Source organism: Neobacillus pocheonensis (assembly GCF_050477905.1).
Taxonomy (GTDB): Bacteria; Bacillota; Bacilli; order Bacillales; family Cytobacillaceae; genus Neobacillus; species Neobacillus pocheonensis_A.
Genome location: NZ_JBCNAD010000040.1, coordinates 1 through 26,982, shown reverse-complemented (window position 1 = coordinate 26,982; position 26,982 = coordinate 1). Strand labels below are relative to the sequence as shown.

General features: G+C 38.3%; 24 protein-coding genes and 3 pseudogenes. 9 read left to right on the top strand and 18 right to left on the bottom strand.

What is annotated here, in order from left to right; translation table 11 throughout:
• Positions 1–8: 8 nt before the first annotated feature.
• Positions 9–1,184 carry a GNAT family N-acetyltransferase gene (locus tag ABES02_RS21530; RefSeq protein ID WP_430139463.1) on the bottom strand — a complete coding sequence of 392 codons (1,176 nt, stop codon included), beginning with the start codon at positions 1,182–1,184 and terminating at the stop codon, positions 9–11.
• A 383-nt stretch (positions 1,185–1,567) separates the two neighbouring features.
• Positions 1,568–2,914 (bottom strand): MFS transporter, encoded by a 1,347-nt coding sequence (locus tag ABES02_RS21525; protein WP_430139461.1) that lies wholly within the window; start codon positions 2,912–2,914, stop codon positions 1,568–1,570.
• Positions 2,915–3,389: 475 nt separating this feature from the next.
• Between ABES02_RS21525 and ttdA the strand changes: the two genes are divergently transcribed.
• From ttdA to ABES02_RS21510, 3 genes are all read left to right on the top strand, one after another.
• Entirely contained in the window at positions 3,390–4,301 is a 912-nt protein-coding gene (gene ttdA, locus ABES02_RS21520; RefSeq protein ID WP_430139460.1) for a L(+)-tartrate dehydratase subunit alpha, read from the top strand.
• Complete coding sequence (gene ttdB, locus ABES02_RS21515) at positions 4,298–4,909, top strand: L(+)-tartrate dehydratase subunit beta (protein ID WP_430139458.1); 612 nt, start codon at positions 4,298–4,300, stop codon at positions 4,907–4,909. Before ttdA ends, ttdB begins: the two co-directional genes overlap by 4 nt.
• A gap of 63 nt (positions 4,910–4,972) precedes the next feature.
• On the top strand, positions 4,973–5,776 hold the full coding sequence (locus ABES02_RS21510; RefSeq protein WP_430139456.1) for a fumarylacetoacetate hydrolase family protein: 804 nt from the start codon (positions 4,973–4,975) through the stop codon (positions 5,774–5,776).
• Positions 5,777–5,856: 80 nt separating this feature from the next.
• Here the strand turns inward: ABES02_RS21510 and ABES02_RS21505 are convergent, their stop codons facing one another.
• From ABES02_RS21505 to ABES02_RS21475, 7 genes and pseudogenes are all read right to left on the bottom strand, one after another.
• Entirely contained in the window at positions 5,857–6,609 is a 753-nt protein-coding gene (locus tag ABES02_RS21505) for a GntR family transcriptional regulator (RefSeq protein WP_430139454.1), read from the bottom strand.
• A gap of 67 nt (positions 6,610–6,676) precedes the next feature.
• Complete coding sequence (locus ABES02_RS21500; RefSeq protein WP_430139452.1) at positions 6,677–6,850, bottom strand: DUF2196 domain-containing protein; 174 nt, start codon at positions 6,848–6,850, stop codon at positions 6,677–6,679.
• 83 nt (positions 6,851–6,933) lie between these two features.
• Positions 6,934–7,089, bottom strand: a pseudogene (locus ABES02_RS21495) (DUF1801 domain-containing protein); the annotation flags it as partial.
• 263 nt (positions 7,090–7,352) lie between these two features.
• Positions 7,353–9,305, bottom strand: a complete 1,953-nt coding sequence (locus ABES02_RS21490) for a TOMM precursor leader peptide-binding protein (protein ID WP_430139450.1) — start codon at positions 9,303–9,305, stop codon at positions 7,353–7,355.
• A complete protein-coding gene (locus tag ABES02_RS21485; protein ID WP_430139448.1) occupies positions 9,302–11,263 on the bottom strand; it encodes a putative thiazole-containing bacteriocin maturation protein in 1,962 nt (653 codons plus the stop codon). Before ABES02_RS21485 ends, ABES02_RS21490 begins: the two co-directional genes overlap by 4 nt.
• A gap of 174 nt (positions 11,264–11,437) precedes the next feature.
• Positions 11,438–11,794, bottom strand: a complete 357-nt coding sequence (locus tag ABES02_RS21480; protein WP_430139446.1) for a heterocycloanthracin/sonorensin family bacteriocin — start codon at positions 11,792–11,794, stop codon at positions 11,438–11,440.
• Positions 11,795–12,952: 1,158 nt separating this feature from the next.
• Positions 12,953–14,146 (bottom strand): PucR family transcriptional regulator, encoded by a 1,194-nt coding sequence (locus ABES02_RS21475; protein WP_430139444.1) that lies wholly within the window; start codon positions 14,144–14,146, stop codon positions 12,953–12,955.
• Positions 14,147–14,291: 145 nt separating this feature from the next.
• On the opposite strand from ABES02_RS21475, the gene ABES02_RS21470 reads away from it, so the two are divergent.
• On the top strand, positions 14,292–15,131 hold the full coding sequence (locus ABES02_RS21470; protein ID WP_430139443.1) for an EamA family transporter: 840 nt from the start codon (positions 14,292–14,294) through the stop codon (positions 15,129–15,131).
• 154 nt (positions 15,132–15,285) lie between these two features.
• Here the strand turns inward: ABES02_RS21470 and ABES02_RS21465 are convergent, their stop codons facing one another.
• Positions 15,286–15,480 (bottom strand): YwbE family protein, encoded by a 195-nt coding sequence (locus ABES02_RS21465; RefSeq protein ID WP_430139441.1) that lies wholly within the window; start codon positions 15,478–15,480, stop codon positions 15,286–15,288.
• Between the two features lie 54 nt (positions 15,481–15,534).
• On the bottom strand, positions 15,535–15,957 hold the full coding sequence (locus ABES02_RS21460; protein ID WP_430139439.1) for a DUF1801 domain-containing protein: 423 nt from the start codon (positions 15,955–15,957) through the stop codon (positions 15,535–15,537).
• Positions 15,958–16,463: 506 nt separating this feature from the next.
• Here ABES02_RS21460 and ABES02_RS21455 point away from each other — a divergent pair.
• A complete protein-coding gene (locus ABES02_RS21455) occupies positions 16,464–16,967 on the top strand; it encodes an RrF2 family transcriptional regulator (RefSeq protein WP_430139437.1) in 504 nt (167 codons plus the stop codon).
• Positions 16,968–17,276: 309 nt separating this feature from the next.
• Here ABES02_RS21455 and ABES02_RS21450 read toward each other — a convergent pair whose 3' ends face one another.
• A complete protein-coding gene (locus ABES02_RS21450; RefSeq protein ID WP_430139435.1) occupies positions 17,277–17,723 on the bottom strand; it encodes a carboxymuconolactone decarboxylase family protein in 447 nt (148 codons plus the stop codon).
• Positions 17,724–18,004: 281 nt separating this feature from the next.
• On the opposite strand from ABES02_RS21450, the gene lspA reads away from it, so the two are divergent.
• Entirely contained in the window at positions 18,005–18,442 is a 438-nt protein-coding gene (lspA, locus tag ABES02_RS21445; protein WP_430139433.1) for a signal peptidase II, read from the top strand.
• A 142-nt stretch (positions 18,443–18,584) separates the two neighbouring features.
• Here lspA and ABES02_RS21440 read toward each other — a convergent pair whose 3' ends face one another.
• Both ABES02_RS21440 and ABES02_RS21435 read right to left on the bottom strand, forming a co-directional pair.
• On the bottom strand, positions 18,585–18,785 hold the full coding sequence (locus ABES02_RS21440) for a hypothetical protein (protein ID WP_430139432.1): 201 nt from the start codon (positions 18,783–18,785) through the stop codon (positions 18,585–18,587).
• A 181-nt stretch (positions 18,786–18,966) separates the two neighbouring features.
• A pseudogene (locus ABES02_RS21435) lies at positions 18,967–19,128 on the bottom strand (oxalate decarboxylase); the annotation flags it as partial.
• A 657-nt stretch (positions 19,129–19,785) separates the two neighbouring features.
• Here ABES02_RS21435 and ABES02_RS21430 point away from each other — a divergent pair.
• Positions 19,786–20,601, top strand: coding sequence for a hypothetical protein (locus tag ABES02_RS21430; RefSeq protein WP_430139431.1), 816 nt, complete (start codon positions 19,786–19,788; stop codon positions 20,599–20,601).
• Between the two features lie 78 nt (positions 20,602–20,679).
• Here ABES02_RS21430 and ABES02_RS21425 read toward each other — a convergent pair whose 3' ends face one another.
• From ABES02_RS21425 to ABES02_RS21410, 4 genes are all read right to left on the bottom strand, one after another.
• The gene (locus ABES02_RS21425; protein ID WP_430139430.1) at positions 20,680–21,339 is read right to left on the bottom strand and encodes a YcnI family protein; all 660 of its coding nucleotides are present in this window, start codon (positions 21,337–21,339) and stop codon (positions 20,680–20,682) included.
• A gap of 465 nt (positions 21,340–21,804) precedes the next feature.
• A complete protein-coding gene (locus ABES02_RS21420) occupies positions 21,805–23,004 on the bottom strand; it encodes a GTP-binding protein (RefSeq protein ID WP_430139429.1) in 1,200 nt (399 codons plus the stop codon).
• Between the two features lie 119 nt (positions 23,005–23,123).
• Positions 23,124–23,273: a 50S ribosomal protein L33 gene (rpmG, locus tag ABES02_RS21415; RefSeq protein WP_168243666.1), complete on the bottom strand. Its 150-nt coding sequence runs from the start codon at positions 23,271–23,273 to the stop codon at positions 23,124–23,126.
• 264 nt (positions 23,274–23,537) lie between these two features.
• The gene (locus ABES02_RS21410) at positions 23,538–24,467 is read right to left on the bottom strand and encodes a metal ABC transporter substrate-binding protein (RefSeq protein WP_430139428.1); all 930 of its coding nucleotides are present in this window, start codon (positions 24,465–24,467) and stop codon (positions 23,538–23,540) included.
• A gap of 227 nt (positions 24,468–24,694) precedes the next feature.
• Between ABES02_RS21410 and ABES02_RS21405 the strand changes: the two are divergent.
• Together ABES02_RS21405 and ABES02_RS21400 are read left to right on the top strand one after the other, a co-directional pair.
• A pseudogene (locus tag ABES02_RS21405) lies at positions 24,695–25,695 on the top strand (permease).
• 15 nt (positions 25,696–25,710) lie between these two features.
• Positions 25,711–26,637, top strand: a complete 927-nt coding sequence (locus tag ABES02_RS21400) for a TIGR03943 family putative permease subunit (protein WP_430139426.1) — start codon at positions 25,711–25,713, stop codon at positions 26,635–26,637.
• Positions 26,638–26,982: the final 345 nt, after the last annotated feature.

The window sequence follows — 26,982 nt, the reverse complement described above, 5'->3', positions numbered from 1 at the left end:
TTTCCCTGCTAAAAGAAATCAAAAAACGTCGATTTCAATGCTGGGACCTTCTTTTCAAAAAGTTCCATCTCTGCCTTGGATCCATTCAAGTATCCCATCTCATAAAGCTCCATTGGTCGTTTGTAACCAAAAAGAATCGCCGAAAGGGAATTGATATTTAAACGAATGCCTTTTTTGGGAGGATGAACACATTGGCCTCCGGTTTTTTCTTTAAATACCTTTATTTCTCCCTTTCCTAGTAAATAGCTCCCATTATTCCAAGGTGCATGCTCGTCTTCAAGATGCAGAAATAGAGAGTCCTCTTCATGTAAAAATGGGAATCTCCGCAAACATTCCTCAGCATCAACGATCCTAGCCATGAAATAAGGGTATACCTCTGTTTTCACCTTGGGCTGCGGCAGAAAATAAGGAAATGGGTCCTGACTTGCAAGATTCATCGTCACGGTTTCAACCATCGAGTCATGCTGGCAAATGAAATTCCATAGCCCTTTTCTCGCTTCATGGTCAAGTGCAACCAGCTCCTGCACCTCCATTTTACTTTCCTTTACCTTGTATAGAATATAGCCCTTAGCCTCGATTTCGGAATTATAATAGACAGCAAGCTGCGAATCTTTATGGTATACGTTCTGTTTCCACCAATTTGTCTCGCGTTTTAACATTCCTGTATATTGTGAGCAAAATTGTTGGTAAATCTTTTCGATCTCGTCATTATGGGTTTCTTTTGAATATCTTCTTATAGATCCTTGCTGCGTTTCGAGGAACTTAAGGTCCATTTTTTCAATCGTGATTTTTTTCTTTTCACTTAATATCTCCCAACCAAATTTCCGATAAAAAGAGAAATCAAATGGATGTAAAAGCGATACAATTTGATCGCTATCCCGCATTTGTTTTAATGAATCAATAATGAGTGATTTAACATAACCGTTTCGTCTATATTCCGGGTATGTAGCGACTCCTGCGATTCCCCCCATTTTCCATTCAGCATCGTTCATGACAACATTAAATGGGATAATATGAAGTTTGGCAGCCAGAGTATCGTCATCCCATATCCCTAAAATCTTATGGTTTTTTACCCCTTCTTTTCTAACTGGTATTTCTGATTCCGGAACCTTATATTGAAAGGCATACATTGATAGTTTCATTGACTCTAAGAAATCATCTTCTGTTAGTTCTCTAACTAACATATAACCCCATCCCCTTTTCAGAAAACTGCACTTAGTATCTCTATTATATCTAAAACACAGGCAATTTTAGTTACCATATAAGGAAAAATTTTCAACTATACTTTTAACAAAATGCTTTTTGAATGTAGGCTCTGATAAATTTGGCTGTTGATTTACGCTCCAGGCGCTCGCTTTCCGCGGGCGTGCCGGGGAGCCTCCTCGGCGCTTTGCGCCTGTGGGGTCTCCCCTGCCCCGTACTCCCGCAGGAGTCGAGCGCCTTCCACTCCAATCAACAGAGTATAAAAAAACAACAATATCGTTTAACAGAACCTTAATGTAAAAAAACCTAAAATACGCAAGTGATATTACAACTTGCATATTTTAGGCTGATTAAATTTTGTTCGTTATGCTTGTACTTTTAAAAGAGGCTGCTTATCTTCTCTCAATTCAGGGGGTAATTCAATCCGTTCTACTTTATTCACGATGAAGATGTAAGATAATGCTCCGATTAACAATACCCCGCCAATAAAGAATAAGGCGGCACTAAAGGAATGTGTTGTACTCAAAATATATCCGACAACAATAGGAATCACGATTCCGGCCAAGTTACCCGCTGTATTAAAGATCCCACCGTTGAGTCCAATGAGTTCTTTTGGAGACATATCGCCAACAAGCGTCCAGGTTGCACCAGCCATTCCTTTGGCGAAAAAAGAAACCGACATGATCAGCATGATGAGCGCCGCAGATGAAGTATAGTTAGCCAAGACAACAACACTCGAAAAAAGGAATCCGATTATAATCGGCGTTTTACGTGCTGCACCGAGGGACTTTCCACGCTTTAACAAGTAATCGGATATATATCCACCAACGATCCCTCCTAAAAAGGCCCCTGCATATGGGATCGAAGCCATAAATCCAACCTTGAGCATGGACATATGTTTTTCTTGAACAAGGTATGTAGGGAACCAGGTTAAGAAGAACCAAAGAATCGTATTAAGGGAAAATTGAGCAATATAGATTCCGATCATTTGTCGGTTGGTCAATAGCAGTTTTACGTGGGCCCACCTGATCTTAATCGGTTTATCCCCTGCATTCGCCAAGCCTCCGCCATCCAGGATATAGTTAATTTCAGCCTGATTAGCTTTTGGGTGTTTTTTCGGCTCATGGATATTCTTAAACCAAAATAGCGACACAACAATTCCAGCCGCCCCTGCAACATAAAAAACCATATGCCAGCTATAACTCTGTAAAAGCCAAGCCATTACAGGCGTAAACAAAGCAATTCCAAAAAATTGAGCGGAATTATACACGGATACTGCCCTGCCTCGTTCATTCTGAGGAAACCACATGGCAGTCAATCTGCTATTCCCAGGAAACGAAGGCGCCTCAGCAACCCCTACTAAAAATCTAAGGATGAATAACATAAGAAATCCGCTAGCCCATCCTTGAAAAAAAGTAAACAATGACCATACAAACAACCCAACTCCATAAACAATACGGGCCCCAAACCGATCCAATAACCATCCACCTGGTATTTGCAGGAAAGCATAGGCCCAGTTGAATGCAGAGAAAGCGATTCCCATTGTCACTGCATCCAATTGTAGATCTTTGTTCATTACAGGGGCTGCAACACTTAGCGCCGAACGGTCTATATAGTTAACTGCGGTCGTGATAAATAATATAGCCAAGGTCAAATAGCGTACATTGGTTTTTTTAGTAATCGCTTTCAATTCTTGCAGGTTAACGCTCATTAAAAGTCCCCCCAAAATATACTCATTCAAACCTATTTCCACATATTAAAATTCTGTCATTAATTAATATTTTGATAATTTATCAGATTAATCCATTAAAAACTCTCTTCTACTATCACCCTACCAGTTTCATGGGATGGTTTCTATACGAAAAATATGGTTGCCAGACATTTGTTTACCTCCCTCCATTGCATGTTCGTTTCATTTTCTAGTTGAAAACCCTTACAGCAATTATTACTTAACGTATACATTAAAGTCAACGCATTTTTTAATTTTTCATTTCACCACACATAACCAGACACAAAATACACATAAAAAAACAGTATATTAAGGGTTTTTAAAATACTTTTGGTAAAACTGCAATTTTAATTTCCAGAATACATATTGACGTTAATGTATACATTGAGTAATAATAAACGTACAAGACACATTCTCACAATAACGAAACAAAAAGAATAGAAAAGGAGAGTTACATATGAAAGCTACTATGGAAAAAATACAGCAAAAAGAAAAGATGATTGATTTAATGGCAAAGTTTGTATCCCTCGTCAGCTACAAACTTCCTGATGATGTGGAAAATAAACTGAAAGAACTTAGCGAAGAGGAAAATAATCCTCTTGCAAAAATCATCTACAAAACTATGTTTGATAACCAGAAGCTCGCCTTTGAGTTAAAGAGACCTTCCTGTCAGGATACAGGTGTCCTTCAGTTTTTTGTAAAGTGTGGACAGAACTTCCCTTTGATTGGGCAGTTGGATAGTATTTTAAGAGAATGTGTGTATAAGTCAACGAAAGAAACCCCTTTGCGTCACAATTCTGTAGAGACATTTGATGAATACAATACAGGAAAGAACATTGGGAACGGTACACCTAGTATCTTTTGGGAAATCGAAGAAGACAGTGACAAAGTAGAAATCTATACTTATATGGCCGGAGGCGGATGTACCCTTCCTGGAGTAGCAACGGTCCTAATGCCCGGCGAAGGCTATGAAGGTGTCGTAAAGTTTGTACTGGACCGCATGACAAGTTATGGACTTAATGCTTGCCCACCACTTCTTGTAGGTGTTGGCGTCGGTACTTCTGTTGAAACAGCTGCCTTAAATTCAAAATTAGCCCTTATGCGACCTGTTGGAAGTCATAATGAAAATGAAAATGCTGCTAAGATGGAAAAGCTTCTCGAGGATGGAATTAACGCTATTGGCCTTGGACCTCAAGGACTTAAGGGATCTAAATCCGTCATGGGTGTAAATGTTGTGAATACAGCAAGACATCCTTCTACTATTGGAGTTGCCGTTAATACAGGATGCTGGTCTCATAGAAGAGGATTGATCACCTTTGACCGTAATTTGAACTATGAAATTAGTACTCACGAGGGGGTAACACTATGAGCAAGAAAGTATTAACTACACCTATCAAAGATGAAGATCTGAAGGATATCCGCATCGGAGATATCATCTATCTCACCGGAACAATTGTTACTTGCAGGGACGTTGCCCACAGAAGACTCATTGAAGAAAAAATTCCATTACCTGTTGACCTTAGAGGTAAAGCTATTTTCCATGCCGGTCCCATTGTCAGAGATCTTGGAAATGAACAATATGAGATTGTCTCTATTGGCCCTACAACCAGTATGAGAATGGAAAAGTTTGAAAAGGAATTTATCGAGGAAACAGGTGTTAAACTCATCGTCGGAAAAGGCGGAATGGGGAAGAACACCGAAGAAGGATGCAAGACTCATAAAGCACTGCACCTCGTTTTTCCAGCCGGAAATGCTGTATATGCAGCAACAAAGGTGGAACAAATCAGTGAGGTACACTGGAAAGACCTTGGAATGCCCGAATCTCTTTGGGTATGTGAAGTGAATGAATTTGGTCCACTGATTGTATCTATTGATACAGAAGGACATAACATTTATGAAGAAAATAAGGTGGAGTTCAATAAAAAGAAAGACGAACAATATGAATTAATCAGCCAACAGGTCAGATTCATTAAGTAAGTGCTTCAATACAAGATATCTCTTAGATGTGATTATTTTATCTATTGATGGAGTTGGTGTGGTATGGTTATGCAGGTACTACAAAAAACACAAACGATCGTTCGCTATCAAAATGATAACGGTGAAATATATTACGGAATTGTTGAAGATGATAAAATTTTACAGTTATCCAGTACTTTTATGGAAGTTTTAAACAACGAACTAAAATATGATGGTATAAGGGTTAAATATAGCGATGTGAAAATTTTGGAACCTGTTGCCCCTTCAAAAGTGGTTAATTTCGGCTGGACATATGCTGCACATGCAAAAGAGACCGGGGGAAAAGCCAATCTCAAGGAACCGTTTTTGTTTTTAAAGCCGGCATCTTCCTTGATTCCAGATCATGGGGATATTATACTTCCATCAAGCGATTTAACCAAGCAGGTGGAAATGGAAGGGGAAGTTGCCCTCGTTATTGGGAAACGAGGCAAAAACATAAAAGAAGAAGAGGCATTGGATTATGTTTTTGGATGCACGATATTTAATGACGTAACAGCAAGGGATCTGACAAAAAAGGATCCTCAGTTTACACGCGGCAAAGGGTTTGACACATTTGGGCCGTTGGGTCCGTGTATAGTGACAGGTATCGATCCGACTAATTTACACATCGTGACAACGTTAAACGGCAAAGTCGTTCAAGATGGTAATACGAATCAAATGTCCCTTTCTATTCCTTTCCTTATCAGCTGGATTTCAAAGGTTATGACACTGGAACCAGGTGATGTTTTGGCTACTGGTTCTCCATCTGGCAGTTGTCCAATGAAGTCAGGTGACGTCGTATCTGTGGAAGTAGAGAATATCGGGAAGTTAAGTAATTATGTAATATAGTATTTTCTAAAAAAGGGCTGCAGCGGATTTCTTGAAATCGCTGCAGCCCTTTTCTTTTATAAAGGATGTATTTTTAATATTTAAGGAATAGATCGGATAATTTGCAATATTTCACTGCGGGCTCGATAACGATGGGATTGTAACATCGATCGTGCAGCATCCGGTTCTGCTGCCCGCATCACACTAACAATGGCTTTGTGGTCCATAATGGATCGTGTTGGTTTAGGTCTGAGTTTAATCGTAAATAATCGGGCACGATATAGTTGATCAGATTGACTATCCATAACTCCTCTAAGGCGTGGATTTTGGGCTAGATCAACAATGAGTTGATGAAATTGCTCATCAAGGTCAGTCCATGCAAGTAGATCATCCGATTCTAGTGCTTTTTCCTGCTCCTCAATCAAACGATCAAGCTCGTCTAATTCTACAGAAGTGGCACGCTTTGCAGCCAGGCTGCCAGCAATTCCATCAAGCGCTTCTACCACTTCATAAATATGTTGGAGATCATCCGCTACAATGGGTGCTACCACAAACCCGCGGCGCGGTATGAGCCGTACCCATCCCTCCATCTCTAAACGCACGAGCGCCTCACGGACTGGAGTTCTGCTCATCCCTAAGATGTCAGCCATTTCCCTCTCTAATACGGTTTGTCCTGGAGGGAGCCGCAGTTGTCGGATGGCATGCCGGGTTGCAAGATAAGCACGCTGCGGCAAGCGTGATTCCCCATCTTTATCTAAACAATTAAAAAATGAATGAATGTCTTGAGAAAGGGCAGAATGATCGAGTTCTTTCAAATTAAAATCTGCCGTTGTAAGTTCATCTGGCGTATTCATACTTTAAACACACTTTCCAAATTTGATTATGATAACATTGTACTTATTAAAACTGTACAAAGGCCTACTAAGAAATCATAACAGAAAAGACTGGTGAAATAATAGTCACCAGCCTTTTTGCAGACTTGGTTAGTAATTTTGAGACAATCCCTTCTATTAATTTCCCTGTCCGTTGGTCTTGTTTTTGGACAACCCGTACTTTGATTCCCGGCTTTATATTTTCTCTTATAGTACCTGACATTCAATTTATCTCCTTTATTATTGATTGGGATAGGTTTTATTCAAAAACAAAACAGATTGGTTAATTAACTCTTTTAAGACCTCTACAATACTCGGTCCCCACATCTTCGCTGGATAACCTGTTGTTTCCGTAAAAATATCTAAAAGTTTATAAGCGTCTTCCCGTTTCTTAAGGCTATCAACTTTCTCAATAAACTCAATAACACTGTTTTCCGTTTCTTTTGTTTTTAGTTCATACATATATCAATCTCTCCTTATAACGATCAGCAGCCATTTTCTATAGTTAGTTTTCCAAATATTCTCTGTTTCCATTATAACAAAAACCTCACCGGGTTAATCAGCAAGGCTTTTGCTAAAATAATATAATTACTACTTATACTGTAGAGCTTATAAGGAATCGGTGCATCCTCCTAAACTACCTGCCAGTTTGGAACGCTTGCCTTATCAATGTCAGAATGAAGATTATACAGAAATTCATCTAAATTGATTATCCTAGCCACCACTTATGGAAACGGATGCGGATGTGGATTGAGCTGATCGACTGTCAGAGGTTGTTTCGAATATCCGAGTTCCACTGGGACCTTCAGCACCCGCTCCAAACCCCTTACGCGGGTAAGGTGATGTCCGAAAGTCATCGGCAGCATCCCCGGAATCAGCACTTTTACGCAAAACAATCCGTTCCGTTTCAATTCAGGTGTCGTCTGGTCAACCACAATCACATCAAGTTTCAGTCGGCGAAATACTTGAAGAATATCCTTCAGATCTTCGGTAAGATCCGTATGATTAGACCTCCAATTGAACTCCTCAGCAAATGTCCGCAATGGGCGATTATCATCCAGTAAAAACTCAAAGCGCTCCTCTGCCTGCGGCAAACCGTTTAGCATGCCATGATCATCCATTTGTTGCACCAGAAATGCATCTTGCAACATTGTTAGATATTTCTCTCGGTTCGTCTCAAATTTCTCATCAAGAGTCAACATCATGCCGGCCAACTCATGAACGGCACTTTTAACCGCACGCACCGGGTCGAGATGTGCTCCAGCCGCACAGATGAGATTCAACCCCTTATTCTTCCTGTTTTTCGCAATGGCAAAAATGCTTGGAATTCCATGCTCCATGGTCGAGTTATACAAATACAGATCATATCCCGCAACTGCCCGCATTCGTTCGATCATCAACTGCAATTCTTGATCATCTGCCGATAAAGGGTCAAGAAGAGGCAGGGGCAACTGCGCGTACCAGGTCATCAGGAATGAGTCACGCTCCACCACTTCCATAATTCCGTAGAAAATGGCCTCCTCCATGCTTCCGCCTAACGCGCAGCCGTTTGAAGTTTCATAGACAAATTCATGTTGCCCACATCCCAAACTGTAATATGCAAGCAGTTCGGGTACAAGAATGGGACGCTCTTCCAAAAATGAATAACCCCAAACCCAATTCATTGGTCGTTCAGGATTAAAAGCTTGGAATGGAAATTCACTCCGCTCATACTGTTCCTTTGCATGCACACCCACTTTGATGGGATCGAGTGCTTTATCTTTCAAATTCATAAGACTATCGAAGACTAAAGTACGTTTCCCGCGGGGTTCTAGTCCGCAGTACCGCTCTAGTCCTTCCAAAATGGCGGTTAACTCACTTACTTCATACGAATTGGTTCGTCCTGCCGTTCCCTCATCCCCTTGCAGCAAAGGCAGATTGACACTGACATCGGCAAATGGCGGTACGAGATAAACCATTTTTTCATTTAACAAGCCGGTTCGATGATCCAGATAATCTTTAACCAGCACCTTCTTCAGCTCCTCCAACGATCGGCTGCGGTAACTGTCAGCACTGACCTTCGGACTTGGCTGCAATGAAATGCGGGCAGCCTCCTCCGTATCGTCTGGTACACCGCTGCAAACCGGACACAATGGGACAGGAAGGAAGGTGTGCCATGAACTCGTTAAAGTTTTCAAATTAATTAAACCTATCTGGCTTTCCGAGCGGGCCTCATTACCTTGCAAAATTCGGTCTACTTCCGCCCCAATGAAATGTGCCAGCTGCAAAAGCCCTGAATGAGATGCCCATGCATCCTGCTGTATTCCGCCGTCCTCCTTCAGCCTCCCATGCATCTCCCGCATCTCTTTCCGATCGCGTCCTGCCATTGCCATGTAACGCCGTATATCCGAACAATGAGAGCACCCCGGTTTCCCCGGTTGAACAAGCGGCCCGACTATACCCTCTCCAAATGAAACGAAGCCTCGCAGCCACGGAGTGCCGCTTCGCCTAAAAACCTCTTCTGCCTTTTGATGGTCAGAGGGACTCCAGACATCCTGCAACACCAGAGCTAAATCCATTTTTTTCGGTATAAATGCCCCAAATTGGGTTTGGCGTACTACATGGTAATGGGCGAATAATTCTCCGCATACACGGTCCGCCAGCACCCCTTCTCCGACAACCAATACGACTGGGATCACCTGGATTCCTCCCCCTTAAGCACTACCCCAAACATCCCTGCTAGTTTCTCTTTCAAAAAAGATTCAAGTTCTAGTTCAATGACCAAAGGCCGCTTATCGTTACGTTCTAGGACTTCTAATGCGGACTTAAGTGTATCAGCTTTAATCCACTCATTATATGCAGGTATATCAAGAGTCCGCGGCTCCTTGTCCTCGAGATGGACTGACCTAAGCTCCATTGGAAGTTTAGTGCTGAATGATGATTGGTTTTGAACTCCAAAAACAGCGAGTTGTAACGCCTTCCGTAAAGCCAGCGTTATATTCAAGTCAACACTGCGATACCATCCTTCATTCGTTCCAACCCAAACCACAGGGAAACCCGAAATTTCCTTGCCCAATCCGATTATTGGCTCACCCTGCATCGTAGTCAATGACTGTAAATAAAACCTGCACCTTTCATCTTCCAGATTACTTACCTGCACTCGAGTGACAGAATTCTTTTTACCAAGATGCTGCTTGCTCAGTTCCTCTTCCAAACACTTTTGCAACCCGCGATATACACTTTCCGCCACTGTTTCCCCTGCACCAATGCCGACGAATTCTTGTGATTCTATCAAACTATTACCAGCTGCATGTGATGATAGTGTTGGAACAATCAAATCGACCATTTGAGACACATATGATTCAATCCCAGCAAGCCCCGCCTCTCTTCTTGCATCCTCGTGTGTTAATCCTGTACAGACTATTTCTTGCAGTAATCCGGCAGGTCCCTCCGACAATGGATTAACAGCTTGGACGCGGCATTGAGCCAACGGAAGTTGCATTAAATCCCCCTCTTCCCAAATATGAAAAATTCCTGATTCCTCTGATGTCAACTGGTGGAAGTAAAGAAGCAATTCACTTGGCTCACCTTTTCTCAAGCCATGTTCTGCCAGTATCTCGGTATCCTCCACCCATTTAGCGGATTTTCGTCCAGTCACCAGTGGATGAGGAAAGAACGAATGCCATTTTCCTTCCATCGTATCCAAATCAAGCAGGAAGAAATCATTATTTTGTTTTGATTTGGTCACCCCAGTAATCTCTTTAAACAATTCAAATACAATTACATTTGCCAACATCGCTCCCGCCTTGGAAGAGAATCCAGCTATTTGCCTGTCTTTCATAAGCACAGAATGGTGCAATCGCCTCCACGCAGACTCCCAGCACACGTCAGAGTCCGGATGTACTAGCGGCCCCGCTATCCCGACCTTTTCTAAGCAAATAGAGGGGAGAAAAATCTTCTTTTCTTCAAGGCAAACCGAATGAAGAAGTCGCAGTTCCTCCAGATCGCCTTCCTCTGACACATACAAAACGGCATCAAATGATTGGATGATTTCCCTCCAAAATCTAACCCCATTCTCCTCAAATGCAATTTCCTCCACTTCCACCTCCTGATCTGTTTTACGAGCATGCTCTGCTAGTTCCATTATCCGCCGTCTATTGGTCGTTTTTTTATCCGTGATTAGCATTTTAAACTTAGGCAAACCCGATTCCAGCAATGATGCAACTAACGAACTAAAAAAAGGACCCGATCCAACTGCCAGCACTTTGGCCTGCCGGTAGGATTGAAAACGGTATGCCCCCGAATCGACAAAACTGTTCACAAATTCAATTTGAGGACCGTACTTTTTAATCAAGTGATCCTCCAATTGATGAGGATGGTCATTGCTTACATCGCTGACAAACCCATTTCGATATAGCACTTCCGCAATTTCATACACCCGTTCCCTGTATGGGCCCGGTAATCCGTCTGTTAAATTCTCCAGCGTGTACTCTCCGTTGAACATCGGAATCAGCTTTTCAACCCACTGATTAATCGAGCTGCCTTCCATACGGAACGAGCTTATGTTGTTCCGAAAATACACACCATTGTTAGAATCAAGGAGATAAAATGTGTCTCTTTTTACTTTCAGACGCATAGAAGGGTTCAAACTTGTCATATCGTTCCTCCTTAGCTGCAATGATCCTCAAATCTGCTTCAATTCATCACTATCATCCTATGTACCTCCAGTTGTCCCATATGTCTATCAAATACAGAACGCCCCTGCAAAAACTCAGGCAGGGGCGTTCTCTTTACATGGGGGGACCACTTAATTATTCCAAAACTAGAGCTTTTAACCGCCGCAACGGTGGCCGCCGCATCGGCCGCAGCCGCCACAGCGATGACCTCCGCAATGAAAACAACTAAAACAACTAAAGCAGCTAGAACAACTAAAGCAGCTAGAACAGCTAAAGCAGCTAGAACAGCTAAAGCAGCTAGAACATCTAAAGCAACTAGAACAGCGATGAAAACCGCCTACACCACCGACACCACCGATACCACCGACACCACCGACACCGCCGACACCGCCAAGGCCACCGAATTGACGTGCCTGATCAATATAGTACTGGTTTAAGTCAAACGGAACAGCTTCGCTCGCCTGGAAATCACCAACATTCAACATTTGAAGTTCGTTTTGCCAAGGATTCATTTTCATACCTCCGTATAGTATATAAAATCGGCATGACATGCCGGCCACATGAAAAAGGGACAGAGACATCATGATGAACAAACAAAAGGCTTACAGATATATCCACCAATACCTAAAGTCCTCTCTTCAAATTATGTAATTGGGATGGGTATTGTAACTGATTTAAAAGCCTATTTTCATTGACTAAGGACCATGGGGAATGTTCTTGTGGCAGGAATTAACTCCATTCAAAAACAGATTTGTAGATACAAAAAGACACCTGGGACCTACCCATAGTGTCTCTTTGAAAATTCTTTCTTCTTGAAATTCACTGGAAAAGAGTCATCTATAAAAAATATCGGGCGTAATTTTTTTCACAACTAAATGGCTACTTTTATCTTTTGGAATGCACTTTCTTCATAAGTTAAATTTAGCATTGAAACCCCTAGGGAATACTTGATAGCAAGTGCCAACGCACCCATGCTACATGCTTTTTCCCCCCATCATAGAAATACTAATTTCACGACAACAGCTTATCGAGGAATGAAGATTTTCATTAATTTTGCTAATAGAATTCGGATACATGCGTGTTTTCGACATTTGTTGAGGAAGAGTATGGGGTAAATAAAGGTGCCTATAACACTATCGATTTGTGGTTTTACAAAAATGGGCTCCATAACTTGTTGATCAGAAGAAAAACAATAATAAATTTTCTATGTAATCTACATGACAGTATGTATTCAGAAGGGAAAAAATTAAAATTTGGCAATGGCGGATTGTCAGTAAAATTAAAAGATTATTTGGAAAATGTTATTTAAATAATAGTCATAAGATTAGTAGTTTCTGTATTAATTCCTTTAAAGAGCAACGTGGGCTCCCAAAAAAAGTGCACTGGCACCACCCGAATCTTGTCGAGGAGAATTTGACAAATTGGAGGTAGTGACAGGCACTTGCCTTAGTTCTTAAGTTAGATTACAAAACGACTCTACTAAGAAATCATAACAGAAAAGGCTGGTGAATTAATAGTCACCAGCCTTTTTCTTTGTGTTGTAAAATCATTTGCTCAATCCTTATATTAAGGTCAACGGTATTTATTTATCTAATCCCATCTTTATATTGCTACAGCTGCCTTATCTGCAATAATGGTAGTTGCCACAGCAACCTTATTATTAGGCATTTTCAAATGAGAGTATGAATAAGTAGAGCAATCCGCAATTTAAATGCCACTTCAGGTATCTTCAAATTTACACCTAATAAGTCTTCACATTTTTGGATCCGATAAATGACCGTATTCCGATGAACAAAAAGTTCCTTAGCTGTTTCTGCAATATTACAGTTATTTTTGAGATAAAGGTTTAGCGTATCGATTAAGCCGATTTGATCTTGCTCCAGAGGATGTGCAAGTTCCCCCAATGTTTTCTCGTAGAATTCTTGCAAGTTGGGGGTAGGTATCATCCTTAGCAGTTCACCAACAGTTTGACCACGGTAAAGCTGTATAAATTTCCTTTTTCCTAAACGATAGCCCATATCCAATTCATTCTTCGCTTCATCATAGCTCCTTTTCAAATCAGTTACACATTCCACATAATTACCCATTCCAAAGGAAAAGGGAATTTGCAAAGTATCATCCATTAAATCCTGCATTTTTTTTAACCATTCACATATTCCCGGTTCTATGTCATCGCTTTTGGTAAAGATAGGGCAGATAATAATGAATAAATCTTCTTTTGTAAAAAATATATCCGGATTCGGTTGGTTCCCTAACTCCATTTCAAAGAGTTCACAAAGGGCCTCTTTCCTTTGATCTGTGAGTGGTGCAGCACCATCAGGCTTACCCGCAACAAGCAGATAAAACGGGGCATCCACTAAACCATAGCTCTTCCCTTGAACTAAAACCCCTTCAGTGGAGGAATATGTTCCTTCCAAGACACCCGCAAAAAAATGATCTTTTTTACGCCTAATATGCAATTTATTGAGCAGTTCACTGGGGCTTTTTTTTAATAGAAAAGACAATGTTTGATTGACTATATCCCCTAATGAGTTTTTCAAAGGGATGTCTATAAGAGGAAACGCTAACTCGTCAGCAGTTTGAATGACTGAAGCAGGAATCTCCTGTAAATAACGTTTGGTTTTAATCCCTAGGCCGGCACACCCTTTTCTCTCCATTTCCTTTATAAGCAGCACTAAATTATCCGGGTTTTCATGAAACCAGTAACCCGTCGTTACTAATAATTCATTCGGTTTAACAAAATCGATTATATCTGGCGCATCCATCATGGTCACTGTATGAACGGTGCGGTGACTTCCCTTTTTGCCCGCTATCATGTTAGCTCCATCAAAGATTGGGATTTTCATGAGATCCAAAATTTCCATAAATTCTCCTACTACTGTTCAGTTTTAGTTATAGTAACTAAACAAAACGATAAATATTTTGTTATAACACACAATGACAAATAGTCTTAATTCTCTTATTATTTTACATAGCAGATAGATTTAACGCAAAATAGGAGGAGAACCAATGTTTTTGCTAGCATTAATGAGTTCATTTTTTAACGCTGCTGTTACTTTGTATGCAAAAAAAATTATGGGAGAAATGAAGAATAGCTATAGTTTTATAGTTACCTCTTTTATCTCCGTCAGCATTCTTCTGGCCTGCTCCATGCCGTGGCTTTTTTCATTTCATGCGAACATGATCTCAGTTGGCTTGCTAGTAGTTGTGATTCTACTTGATACCATATCTAATATCCTATTTTTTAAATCTATGGAACGAATTGAGGTTTCTAGGCTCGCGGTTTATTCTTCCCTCACACCGCTCTTTACCTTCTTGCCCAATATCTTTATCAGCGGTTTTCATACAAAAACGCTCATTTCCGTATTCTTTATTGTACTTGGCATTTACTTTTTAAATTTAAAAGGACGGGATCCTCTCGCTCCATTATTTGAGTTAAAAAAAGCAGGGAACATGCTTGGAATTCTAGCGTCCGTCTTAATCGGCATAAGTATGGTGCCAACGCAGCAATTGCTCATCCATCAGTGGACAAATGCTCCCACTCTTTATCTCATGCGCGCAGCTGGAATTAGCTTTCTCATTTATATTATTTATCGTCCGAAACTATGGTTTCCAAAATTGAACGTGACTCTAGGAGCACGCGGGGTTCTATCTATTATCCAATGGATGTGTCTTTTGACAGCATTGAAATGGGCGGACGGGACGTTAGTTGTCGCTTTGGCCTATACCTCTCCACTTTTTGTTCTGTTTTTAGCTCGTATTTATTTCAAAGAGAAGATCACCATTCCGAAAGTAGCGGCTTGCGCCATTACTATTGTGGGGATTGTTTGGACTATGATGGAGCATTAAAACCTCTCTTAAAAGGAGAGGTTTTTTCAACTCATATGTATCTTTTAAGTTATCCTAGACATTTAAGAGGAAAATTGGCATGTTAATCCTTCTTTTACTAGAAGAATTCTTTTATTGACTTTAGATTTTACATTTCGCCAAAAATAAACAATTGCTAGTTTACTATTTCCTTCACTCTACCGACAATTCCGGTTTCTAGCATAACCTTAATACCGTGCGGATGTGTGGCAGACTTGGTAAGTATTTTTGCGACCACACCCTCTGTTAACTTTCCCGTACGCTGGTCTTGTTTCTGTACAACTCTTACGTTGGTTCCCGGTTTTATATTTTCTCTTATTGTACCTGACATTTCAATTTACCTCCTTCCGGTTATGGGAACAGCGACTGGCACTGTCCTCTTTTATTATTGTTGTGGATAGATTTTATTCAAAAACAAAACAGATTGGTTAATTAACTCTTTTAAGACCTCCACATCAATGTCTGCAACTTTATTGATGTACACACATCCCTTTCCTGTTGTATATTTTCCGAAGTCCTTTAACAGTTCCTCCCGCTTTGGAATGCCAGGTGCCATATACAAACTGATTTTTGCCTTTCGGGGTGAAAAGCCAACTAGCGGTGCATCGCCTTCGTGACCGGATTCGTATTTATAATGGTAGGAACCAAAACCAATAATACTCGGTCCCCACATCTTTGCTGGATAACCTGTTGTTTCCGTAAAAATGTCTAATAGTTTATAAGCGTCTTCCCGTTTCTTAAGGTTTTCAACTCTCTCAATAAACTCAATAACACTGTTTTCCGTTTCTTTTGTTTTTAGTTCATACATTATATCAATCTCTCCTTATAACGGTCTGCAGCCATTTTCTATACTTAGTTTTCCAAATATTCTCTTTTTCCATTATAGCAAAAACCTTGCTCGGATAATCAGCAAGGTTTTTGCTATAATGAATATTTTCAAGCTTGCCTAAGGGACGTACTTCAACTGAAATTAAATTGGCAAACGTGACCGCTCTTCATCCTGGTTCTTTTTTAATGCCAGCCAACCATTTACCATGTACCATGCTCCCGCCAGATAAAACAGCATGTGGACGGAAAACCAGTCAAATGGTTGATGGTATTTTCTTATTTAACTCTTCAAAGAATTCTGTAGTAGAAAACGGATTTCCCTTTTTATTGTAAATCCAGCAATGATACCAAACTTTCATACTTATCTCTACTCAAAAGAGACTGTTAATAGTGCCACAGAAGACAAATTAGCAAGTTTGACAAAAGAATTAAATATACCTAATATAAAAATTAATCCCTTTATTCAAATAGGAAGCAGGTGTTTGCATGCAGTATAGTATTGGAGTTGAATATGGCCTGCATTGCCTAGTTTATTTAATTGATATTCCTCCAGATTCAAGCATAGGAATAAAGGATCTTTCTGCCTTTCAAGGCATTTCAGAGACATATCTCTCAAAAATATTTGCCAAATTAGCCAAGGCAGGTATCGTAAATTCAGTACCTGGAGTTAAGGGCGGCTATAGATTAGCGAGGTCTCCAGAAGAAATTTCTTTTTGGGATGTAGTTGAAGCAATTGAAGGAATAAAGCCCATTTTTCAATGCAAAAACATAAAAGATAATGGCCTTCTGGTTCGAGATAACCAAAACTCCAGCTGCTGCTCAGAAACCTCCTCTTGCACCATTAATCTAGTTATGCTTGAGGCTGAAGAAAATATGCGCAATTTTTTACGTAAAAAAACCCTTTCATGGCTGAACGAAGAGCTTGATCATGTTCTATCAAAACAATTACGTGAAAATACACGTGCATATTTTGAGAAGAGCAACAGTTAATCAAAACACCCCTTACCCCTCTATCCTGCAAGTTAAGGGGTGTTAAGTACTTCAGGTGCTACTTCAAGATCATTACTGCGTTTTTCCATTTCTATTTCTCCTAAAAATATAGTGAACGTTAAAATTCCCTCAAACAAACTTCTCATTCAAAAATCGCATTCTCCATAATTGAAGGTTTCGTAGACATATTTCATAACTTTTGAGATTCTAAATCCACAAAATGCTCTATTATACAAATCAAGCGCTAATCCCTTTTCAAGGTTAGCGCCCGATTAATGAAGATTTTACTTATATAGCCTTATAAAATTCCTATTTTGCCGCTGTTGCAAAACTTCCCATTGAAATAGAGATTCGATTCCAACTATTAATTTGATTGATCAAAATAACAAGATCTACATAATCCTTTTCACTAAAATGAATACGTACTCGATTATAAAGCTCATCAGGTACTCGCTTAGTTGGAACTAACGTCACATGTTCAGTTAATTCTAAGGCTACTTTCTCAGCATCCGTGTAGAAGTCACAATCTTCCCATGCGCCAACGCAGTATAAACGCTGTTCCGTTTCCCCCATTTTTCGAGCATCTGCGGTATGCATATTAATACAAAAAGCACAGCCATTAATTTGAGAAGCACGGATTTTAATTAGTTCACGGAGTTTACGGTCTATTCCAGTAGATTTAGTGTACTTCTCCATTTCCATCATTATATTAAGTGCTTCAGGTGCTATATCATAATAATTAATACGTTGTTCCATTTCAATTCCTCCTAATAATGTAGATATAATTAATCGACGATTAACTGTATCTACAATTTACACTTTTCATTTGCTTTTGTCAAACTAGGATTATGGCTGTCCTTAGAATAGAAATTTAAAAACTAAGCCCAGATATAAGGTCCACAAGGACGGTTGCTTAAGGTGACAATCGGAAGTTTTACGTATAAAATATGGCGAGCTTCATAATAGAATAGAAAAAGGTATCCATCTATAATGTTGATTAGGATGCAAATTATTCTGAAAGAGAGAAGGACTACTATATGCTATTTTATGTAATTGTAATCCTCGTAATTTTGATGGACCAGCTTTCTAAATATCTAATTCGGGCCTTCATTGATATCAATGAAACATTTACATTGTGGGGAATACCACTCACACATATCGAAAATAGCGGTATGGCAGGAGGTTTATTTCAAGGCTATGCACCGCTCTTCGGAGTTTTGGCTGTGTTTTTCGTGATAGGTGTTTTATATTTTCGCAGAACCGGAGAAATGAATGGTGCTCTCATCGATTGCAGTTTTGGATTCCTAGTCGGAGGAGCAATTGGAAATGGTATCGATAGACTTCTGTTTGGGCAGGTGACGGATTTTATCATTCGCTCTGGCGGAATTCTTAACTTGGCTGACCATGCTATCGAGATTGGGGGGTTACTGCTTATTATTTTTGGGGTCGTTAGATGGTTGAAAAATAAGCGCTAGATCCTCCTACAAATGCTTTGGCGATTAAAAAATACCAGAAAAGGCAACTTTTAGCTTTCACTATTCAATGCAATAAAAAATGGCCCGGAGTTTTCTCCGAGCATTCAATGCTTGTAAGTGTATTACATACCCAAGCCCAATATCATCTTGAAAATAACCGATAGGTCCCTGGCGAAACCCTTTCCAGAACACGATACTCATCACTCACATTAGATGAATTATTCCCACCTAACGACTTCGGGACCATATCAGCAAGTGACGTACCCGCACTTTTCCAGGCATTTGGATACTTGGCATTGATCCAATCATCCAATGCTAAAATGATAGCTTCATAATGATTCATTTAATATACTTCCTCCCTTGGTAAAAATTCCACCTAACGGTTTTACCAAGTCCAATCTGCTATTAATTCTGTCGCTTTCACCTTCCGTCTTTATTTCGGATTAACAATATGAGTTATTTTTACGATACCTGCATCTGCCAGTACATCTGAAATGATATTAGCCGTTCTCAAATCAAAGTCCATTTTGGACCAAGCCATCATCCGTAATAGGCGGGACGAGCATATTCGGATTTTGACGATCTCGCATAATATTACGTGGTCCGGAGTCAATCCCTCCAGCCCCATCACTTCGGATAGGCTGTGGCACATTTTCGCCCACTCGATTAATAGTGTGTTTTTCCATCATTAAACTCCTCTTTTATGGGATTATTAAGGGAAAATCCTTCTCATATTGTATGACTTGGGCTTCATATGGTTACTGTGCCTTTATTGCCTTTAGTTAAAAAAGGGGCATCCCTTATTGAGGAAATGCCCCCAGTTACTTTAACTTGTAAATCTTCACAATCTGTTTCGTAAATCTAACAAGCAAAAATGAGATGCCTTTATTCAAGCATCGCATGCGTTAGTTGAATAAGAAATTCAATTTATTTTCTTATTGTAGCCTCTTAAATTTGGTAACTCATTTTCAAAATCACACGAAGCGACAACTAAATAACCTTCTCCCAAAAGAAATTCCATCAACTTTCCTACAATTAATTTATATTCTTCTTTTCTATAATAAAATAGAAGGTTTAAATAAGGTTGTTTAAATAACCAAAAAAGACCTCGGTGCGGTCCATCTGAACTCTTGCACCCCGTTTGTTGAAGAACCCCATTTTATTTTTAAGCAAAACGTAAGAAATTTTAATTATTTTTTCATATAAAGTTCATAATTAGATAGTACAATTTCATATGAAAAATGAAGACTTACTCAAATCATGAGGGAATCCGGTATTGTTGCTGGATTTATTTTTTGGTAAAAATATATTAAAATCCAAATGACTGGAAAGGGGTGTATCATTTGAAAAACACTTGTATAATCCCCTTATTAATTAGTGTTTTAATGTTATCTGCATGTGGAGCAGTTAATGTTCCAATGAACACAAATAAACATCAAATGATGAACATGAAGCCGGTTAGTGGAAAGGAAACAAATTCAGAATGGTCTACACCAGAAATAATAAAACCTAACAAGAGTGTGACCATATCGATACTTATAAAAGATAAAAATAATAAACCTATTAAGGAATTTGAGACGGTTAGCACCAAAAAGATGCATTTAGTTGTCGTTAGTAAAGACCTCTCCTACTTCGCCCATATCCATCCTACATTTGAAGGAAATGGATTATTCAAAATCTCTACCCAATTTCCTAAAGCTGGAGATTATAAACTCATTGCTGAAATGACACCCAATGGAACAGGTGAATACAGCATAGAAAACCACTGGTTCAATGTTGAAGGACCAGCAATGGCTTCAGAACCAATTAATCCTGATCCAACGCTATCCAAGGTTATTGATGGAACAAAGGTGTCCCTTTCTTTTGATAGGAAACCAAAAGCCAAAAAAAATATAAATATGACCTTCAAATTATCTGATGCAAAATCCAATAAACCGATAACCAATTTAAAGCCTTATTTGGGCACAGTTGGACATGCAGTAGCGATTGATAAAGAAGTAACACAGTTCATGCATATTCATCCCATGTATGTCACGGGGAAAGGACCAGAAGTTATATTCATGACTTACTTCCCGACAAAGGGCGTTTACAAAGTTTGGGGACAATTTAACGTCAATGGGCATATATTGACCATACCTTTTGTTATTAATGTAGAATAGGATAAAATCTATTCGATTTTGAATTTGAACTTAAAAAAATGACCTATTCAACTGTTGAATAGGTCATTTTTTGATTTATTATTTCTTTTTACGGAATGCAAACACAAGAGCAATTAATGATAATAGAACTGAAACCACTGATAAAATTAGTGGAAGAGAATTAGATTTATCAGTTGCAGTTGTTTTTACATCAGCTGTTTTTGCTTCTTCCTTTTTCGTTTCATCCGTTTTAGCTGTATCATCATGATGATCATCTGTTGCTGCTCCCGCAACAATATCTGTGATTGAGTGAGGTGTGTCTGCACCTTCGTCTTTAGTCCATTCTACTACACTGCCATCTTTATAATATTGAAAAGCATCCCACGCAGCTTTTGTGGCATTCTCTGGGTTTTTACCAACAAAAGTAAATGATTGGAATTGTCCAGGTAAAATCCCTTCACCTGTTGCTTCAAATGTAAATGATTTTACGATTCCGTTTGCATCTTTTTCATCAGAATATTTCCATCCAGGAACTGGCTGATATGACTTAATTTCTACACCAGCTGGCGCTTTTATCGTAATCTTTGTTGTAGCAACTTCCTTTTCAACCGGAACTTTAACGGTATACGTTTCCCAAGCACCTGTTGTGGACGTTTTCGGTACGACTGTAACATGGGCACTTGCCACTGTTGAAAATAAGAACAAACTTAAAATTGTCGGCAAAAACACTTTAGAAATCTTTTTCATTGTACGTTTCATTTATACATTTCCCCCTCATTTGGTATTTTACTTAATACCTATGTAAGCGACCAGTTAAATTGAAATTCAATCGCTTTCATACAAAAGAATAATATACTAATAAAACATAAACAATATACAAATGTGAAAAATGTGTGAAGTTTTAACAACAAATCACATTTATTAACACATTAATATTAGTATGCAGTTACTTTTTTCAATATTATAAAAAATACCTATTAATATTGAAATCAAATATTGCCATACAATAAAAAACTGCCAATTTTATGGTAGTACGTTCTTCAACTAATCTCCATCCCTAACTCTTGCACCCGTCACATTAAGTACATTTCTCCACAAACTTACTTTTTCTCACATAAAAAGGACAAAGCGCTTCAACGATACCCCTGTGTGGAATAAGTAAAAATATTGTTACTAAATACTCTTAATTGTCAGGTCATTTGTTGGAAGAGCTAAATTTATATCTTATACTGCTGTCGTAATGGTCCATACAAAAGGATCATTCATTTCATTCCAATTTTCTGTCATCTCCTCATCGGTCAACAAACATCTGTCTAAAGAGGCTTTTACAAGATTTTTATCCATGTTGATTCCAATAAGGACTAGTTCATTTTTCCGATCTCCATACATTTCATCCCAATCATCTCTTAATACAGGATTTTCTTCAAAATACTGAGCTTGCTGTTCAGAAGGGAAAGAAGCTATCCAGTAAGAAACCGGCTCTAATTGTATCGATGGACCAGCTTGTGAGAATAATAAAGCTAAGTCATTTCTAGTTGCACACCATACAATTCCCTTTGCCCTCACTATCACTTCAGGCATTTCCTCTACCCAACGATTAAATCTTTCAGAATGAAATGGAACCGAACTTCTATAAACAAAGGAGCTTATCCCATACTCTTCCGTTTCAGGTTTATGCTCAGGTGCTTCTAATTCTTTTAACCATCCTGCCGATTGGCTCGCAGTTTCAAAATTAAATAAACCTGTATTCAAAACCTCTTTAAGTGGAAGTATTCCGTTTACGGTACGGTGGAATTTTGCTTCAGGCTGGAGCTTTCTTAAAAATACCTCCAGTTGTCTTAATTGCTCCTCTTCAAGTAAATCACATTTATTTAGGACTAATACATCACAAAACTCAATTTGGTCTATTAATAAGTCAGCAACAGATCGGTCGTCATCTTCGCCTAATGCCTGATTTCTGTCTAATAACAGGTCGCCAGAGGCAAAATCGTGCCAAAACCTATTTGCATCAACCACCGTGACCATGGTATCTAGCCGGCAATACTTGGTCAGGTCAATCCCCAATTCTTCATCAATATAAGAAAATGTTTGAGCAACTGGTACTGGCTCGCTAATACCTGTTGATTCAATCACAATGTAATCAATATTTCCTTTTTGGACGAGCCGTTCCACTTCCTTTAAGAGATCTTCTCTTAAAGTACAACAAATACATCCATTGGTTAGTTCTACCAGCTTTTCTTCCGTCCTATTAAGCCCGCCTCCTTGTTTAACCAATTCGGCATCAACATTAATTTCGCTCATGTCATTAACGATAACCGCAACTCTTAATCCCTCACGGTTTTGAAGAATATAATTTAATAATGTTGTCTTACCTGCACCTAAATAGCCACTTAAAACGGTTACTGGAATTTTAATATCTTTCATTTTATCCTTCCTTCCATTTTTTTAAATCAGAATCATTACGATTTAAACATTATACTTATCCATGACTCCTCGGAACATTGATAATGTCCGTAGATTTAACCTTTAACTTTGCAAAATATTTACTTCGTTTCTCTATGTATTGTATATCGCTTTAATCTAGGTGAATATTTTCTTAATTCAAGTCTTTCAGGATTATTTCTTTTGTTCTTAGTAGTGATGTAATTTCGATCCCCTGTTTCTGTACATTGCAGAGTTATTTTTACTCTCATAGCCAATTTCCTCCTTTCTACAAATCGTAATAGTTACGATTTGCATTTTACATTAGTTCTTTTTATTATGTCAAGCTCAATATGTAAATTATTATTTGAATCATTGTCACTTTAAAAAATTGACCCTTTTAATCTGAAATCCAACTAAACGCTGCCCTTTTAGCTCAAATAGAAAAGCAAAAAAGGCAGCGTGAACCAAAAGATAAATTAATAAAATCATAAACTTTTTTTAAATTATTAATTAACTCCAAATTAGATAACTAATCAAAAAATCGATAATTTTAATGCATCCAGATTTTTTTTCATAACACCAATATAGTCTAATCCTTGTTCTTGTTCTTTTTTCGTTAATCCCTCTAATGGATTTAATACCTCAGTTTTAGCACCGATTTCTTTAGCTAACGTTTCCGCCACTTTGGAAGATGTCATCTCCTCAAAATAGATAACTTTTATATTTTTATTCTTTGTTAATTCCGTTAATTCAGCTAATTTCCCTAATGTTGGTTCTACATCTGGCGATAATCCTGCAATAGGAATTTGAGTCAGTCCATATTGTTTTGCCAAGTATCCAAACGCAGCATGTTGTGTTACAAATTCTTTCTTCTTGGCTTTATCAATAGTCTCTTTATATAAGCGGCCCAAATCAGCTAGCTCCGCATTTAAATGCTCTGCATTTTTTTGAAACTGGTCTTTATTTTTGGGATCTGCCTGTTCTAAAGCCTTAGCAATTGTGTTAACTTCTTGCTGAGCTAACACTGGAGAAAGCCAGACGTGTGGATCTTTAGAAGCAGTATGCTCCTCCCCTTCCCCGGATTCCAGTGCATCCATCAATTTAATCCCACTGGAAGCTTCAACTACCTTTAATTTGGAATCATTAATACTTTTCAATACCTTTTCAGTCCAAAGTTCAAAGTATTGGCTATTGTAAATAAAAACATCCGCGTCTTGTATTTTTGCCATATCCTTTGCTGTTGGTTCCCAATCATGTGGTTCTACACCATTTGGTATTAATAGATCCACGCTTGCTGAGTCTCCTGCCACCTTTTTTGCAAAATAGTACATTGGATAAAAAGTAGTGACAATTTGCAGTTTTTTAGATCCTTCACTTGTTTTTTCACTTTTCGTTGAAGCTGTATTTGAGCAACCACTTACCATTAATAGAAAAATAATTAATGGGACAAATAGCCTTTTCATGTTCATTTCCCTCCCAAGTTATCTTTAATTAGGAATTATTACGATTTAAAACGCATAATTATTTTGTATTATTTAAGATTAATAGCAATATATAAATCGTAATTATTACGAATTAAATCTTATAACGATTATTTATTTATGTCAATCATCAAATTTTAATGAAATGAATTAACTAGAACTGCATATCCATATGATAGGATTGATAGATTTGAGGAGGTAGATTTGAAATGACCTTTATAAATAAGATGTTTAAAGATAGTCTCGTATTTCTAATATTTTATTTATTCCTTTTTCTATTTCTCTTTGCGGATGCGCTTAAAAACATCTCTTTTTTTACCAGAATCCCAAGTACGTTTTTTAATGTAAACACCATTTTTCTTAGCATTATTTTAGAAGCCATTCCATTTATTTTACTGGGTGTATTTGTATCAGCCATTATCCAATCATTTGTTTCCGAAAATGTAATCCGAAGGGTTGTACCCCGTAATGCCTATTTAGCCCTATACCTGCTGCTTTACTTGGAATAATGTTTCCAATATGTGAGTGTGCCATCGTTCCTGTCGTTCGCAGGTTAATAAAAAAAGGCATGCCTTCACATGTAGGTGTTGTATTTATGCTCAGTGCTCCAATCTTAAATCCTGTCGTTTATGCGTCTACTTATTTCGCATTTAAAAGCACACCTTATGTAGCCAATGCAAGGATGTTTGTAGGATTTATTAGTTCCATTATTATTGGATTAATCATTTATAGACGTTTTAAAAGTGAAAATATTCTTAAGGATCCGAAGGAGGACCATCACCATCACCACCACCACCAAAGAGGAAGTAAACTTTTAGAAACCCTCTATCATGCAAGTGATGAATTATTTGATACAGGGAAGTATTTATTCATAGGTGCATTTCTTGCCAGTTTATTTCAAGCTTTCTTAGACAGAAATGTTCTCTTATCAATAGGGACAAGCACAACCTTTGCGCCAATGGCTATGATGGGACTAGGATACGTTCTTTCTGTATGCTCCACAGCAGATGCCTTTGTAGCTTCGTCATTTGGTTCCACTTTTACAGAAGGTTCCATCCTTGCATTTCTTGTTTTCGGTCCTATGATTGATATAAAAAACACCTTAATGTTATTCGGTTATTTTAAGAAAAAGTTTGTCATTTATCTACTATTGGTAACTCCTCTTGTCGTCTATTTTTCAGTTTATATTTTTCAGCTATTTCTTTTATAGGGGGTGTATCCAAAGATGAAGACTCATAAAGTCCAAGACTTTTCTTTTCATCATCTTATCAGGGGAATTATTTTGATTGGATTTATGCTGCTTTTATTTAAATTACTTCTAACGAATAATATATCTCTTTTAATCGCTCCAAAAATGATTCGATTTATTTACTTTACTCTCTTTATATGTCTTATTCTTGGAGTTCTTTTGATTATAAGAGGAACTTCAGGGAAAGAACATTCTTATCATTGTGATTGTGATGGGAATCATACCTATCCTTCCTCCTTCGGGAAAAGTGTGTTTCTTTATTTATTGTTTATAATTCCTATAACCACAGGATTTCTTTTCTCGAACAATGTGCTGGGCAGCTCTGTTGCAATGAATAGAACAATTAAATTGGGAGCTACCTCTCAACCGCCTCAACAAAATAAAACTTTAAATAACAGTTCAAAAGTACAATCATCATCTAATACCAATAAATCTAATACATCAACTAACACACAAAGTATACTTGATAATCAACCTGAGCCTTTAACTCAAAAAGAATATGATGCATTAAAGAATAAATTAATGAAGGCTAATATCATTAATATAGACGATAACCAGTATGTAAACATAATGAACATTATTCAAGATAATCTGAATGCTATGCTTGGAAAAACGGTAACCACAAAAGGCTTTGTGTATCGGGAAAAAGAATTTATGCAAAACCAGATTATTGTTGCTCGATTTGGAATCACATGTTGTGTTGCCGATGCCTCGGTTTATGGAATGATGGCAAAAGGAGAGGTAGCTGCCTTACCGAAAGATAAATGGGTTCAAGTAACAGGAAAAATTGAGCAAACCCAATTCAATGGGGAGACAATTCCCGTTATAAAAATTAGCCAGCTGTCAAAAATTACTGCTCCACAACAGCCCTATGTGTTTGATTTAGGCATTAAAATTGAATAGTCCTTGAGTCTTATTGACAACCAATCCATTTCAAATTAATAAAAAAAAAGCCGATTTTCCTAATTGAGAAGATCGGCTTTCTATAACTTTGTGAAGAAATGTACTTAAACTAACCTGCCAGTTAGTGCAATAAAAAAAGAGATCGCCGCAGCCATCCCAGTTTTTAACTCTTGCACCCGTTAGTTGAACAAGAAATCACTTTAATAAGGTCCATTCCATTCTTCTTTTGTATATTTAATATTAGGGAAATTAACCCTTATATAAGTCAAAATTGCCGTTGTTTCTTCACTTATATTATAGGGTACTACTGTTCCTTTAAAAGAAGTGTTTATGGCATCATAAAAA

Coding starts and splice junctions, on each gene's coding strand:
- ABES02_RS21450 (WP_430139435.1), bottom strand. CDS start 17,723: ATGGAACAACGTATTAATTATTATGATATAGCACCTGAAGCACTTAAT.
- ABES02_RS21510 (WP_430139456.1), top strand. CDS start 4,973: ATGGTTATGCAGGTACTACAAAAAACACAAACGATCGTTCGCTATCAA.
- ABES02_RS21505 (WP_430139454.1), bottom strand. CDS start 6,609: ATGAATACGCCAGATGAACTTACAACGGCAGATTTTAATTTGAAAGAA.
- ttdB (WP_430139458.1), top strand. CDS start 4,298: ATGAGCAAGAAAGTATTAACTACACCTATCAAAGATGAAGATCTGAAG.
- ABES02_RS21460 (WP_430139439.1), bottom strand. CDS start 15,957: ATGTATGAACTAAAAACAAAAGAAACGGAAAACAGTGTTATTGAGTTT.
- ABES02_RS21400 (WP_430139426.1), top strand. CDS start 25,711: ATGAAGACTCATAAAGTCCAAGACTTTTCTTTTCATCATCTTATCAGG.
- ABES02_RS21530 (WP_430139463.1), bottom strand. CDS start 1,184: ATGTTAGTTAGAGAACTAACAGAAGATGATTTCTTAGAGTCAATGAAA.
- ABES02_RS21485 (WP_430139448.1), bottom strand. CDS start 11,263: ATGACAAGTTTGAACCCTTCTATGCGTCTGAAAGTAAAAAGAGACACA.
- ABES02_RS21475 (WP_430139444.1), bottom strand. CDS start 14,146: ATGGAAATTTTGGATCTCATGAAAATCCCAATCTTTGATGGAGCTAAC.
- ABES02_RS21455 (WP_430139437.1), top strand. CDS start 16,464: ATGCAGTATAGTATTGGAGTTGAATATGGCCTGCATTGCCTAGTTTAT.
- ABES02_RS21410 (WP_430139428.1), bottom strand. CDS start 24,467: ATGAAAAGGCTATTTGTCCCATTAATTATTTTTCTATTAATGGTAAGT.
- ABES02_RS21525 (WP_430139461.1), bottom strand. CDS start 2,914: ATGAGCGTTAACCTGCAAGAATTGAAAGCGATTACTAAAAAAACCAAT.
- ABES02_RS21470 (WP_430139443.1), top strand. CDS start 14,292: ATGTTTTTGCTAGCATTAATGAGTTCATTTTTTAACGCTGCTGTTACT.
- ABES02_RS21465 (WP_430139441.1), bottom strand. CDS start 15,480: ATGTCAGGTACAATAAGAGAAAATATAAAACCGGGAACCAACGTAAGA.
- ABES02_RS21420 (WP_430139429.1), bottom strand. CDS start 23,004: ATGAAAGATATTAAAATTCCAGTAACCGTTTTAAGTGGCTATTTAGGT.
- ABES02_RS21480 (WP_430139446.1), bottom strand. CDS start 11,794: ATGAATCCTTGGCAAAACGAACTTCAAATGTTGAATGTTGGTGATTTC.
- ttdA (WP_430139460.1), top strand. CDS start 3,390: ATGAAAGCTACTATGGAAAAAATACAGCAAAAAGAAAAGATGATTGAT.
- ABES02_RS21440 (WP_430139432.1), bottom strand. CDS start 18,785: ATGAATCATTATGAAGCTATCATTTTAGCATTGGATGATTGGATCAAT.
- ABES02_RS21425 (WP_430139430.1), bottom strand. CDS start 21,339: ATGAAACGTACAATGAAAAAGATTTCTAAAGTGTTTTTGCCGACAATT.
- ABES02_RS21500 (WP_430139452.1), bottom strand. CDS start 6,850: ATGTCAGGTACTATAAGAGAAAATATAAAGCCGGGAATCAAAGTACGG.
- lspA (WP_430139433.1), top strand. CDS start 18,005: ATGCTATTTTATGTAATTGTAATCCTCGTAATTTTGATGGACCAGCTT.
- rpmG (WP_168243666.1), bottom strand. CDS start 23,273: ATGAGAGTAAAAATAACTCTGCAATGTACAGAAACAGGGGATCGAAAT.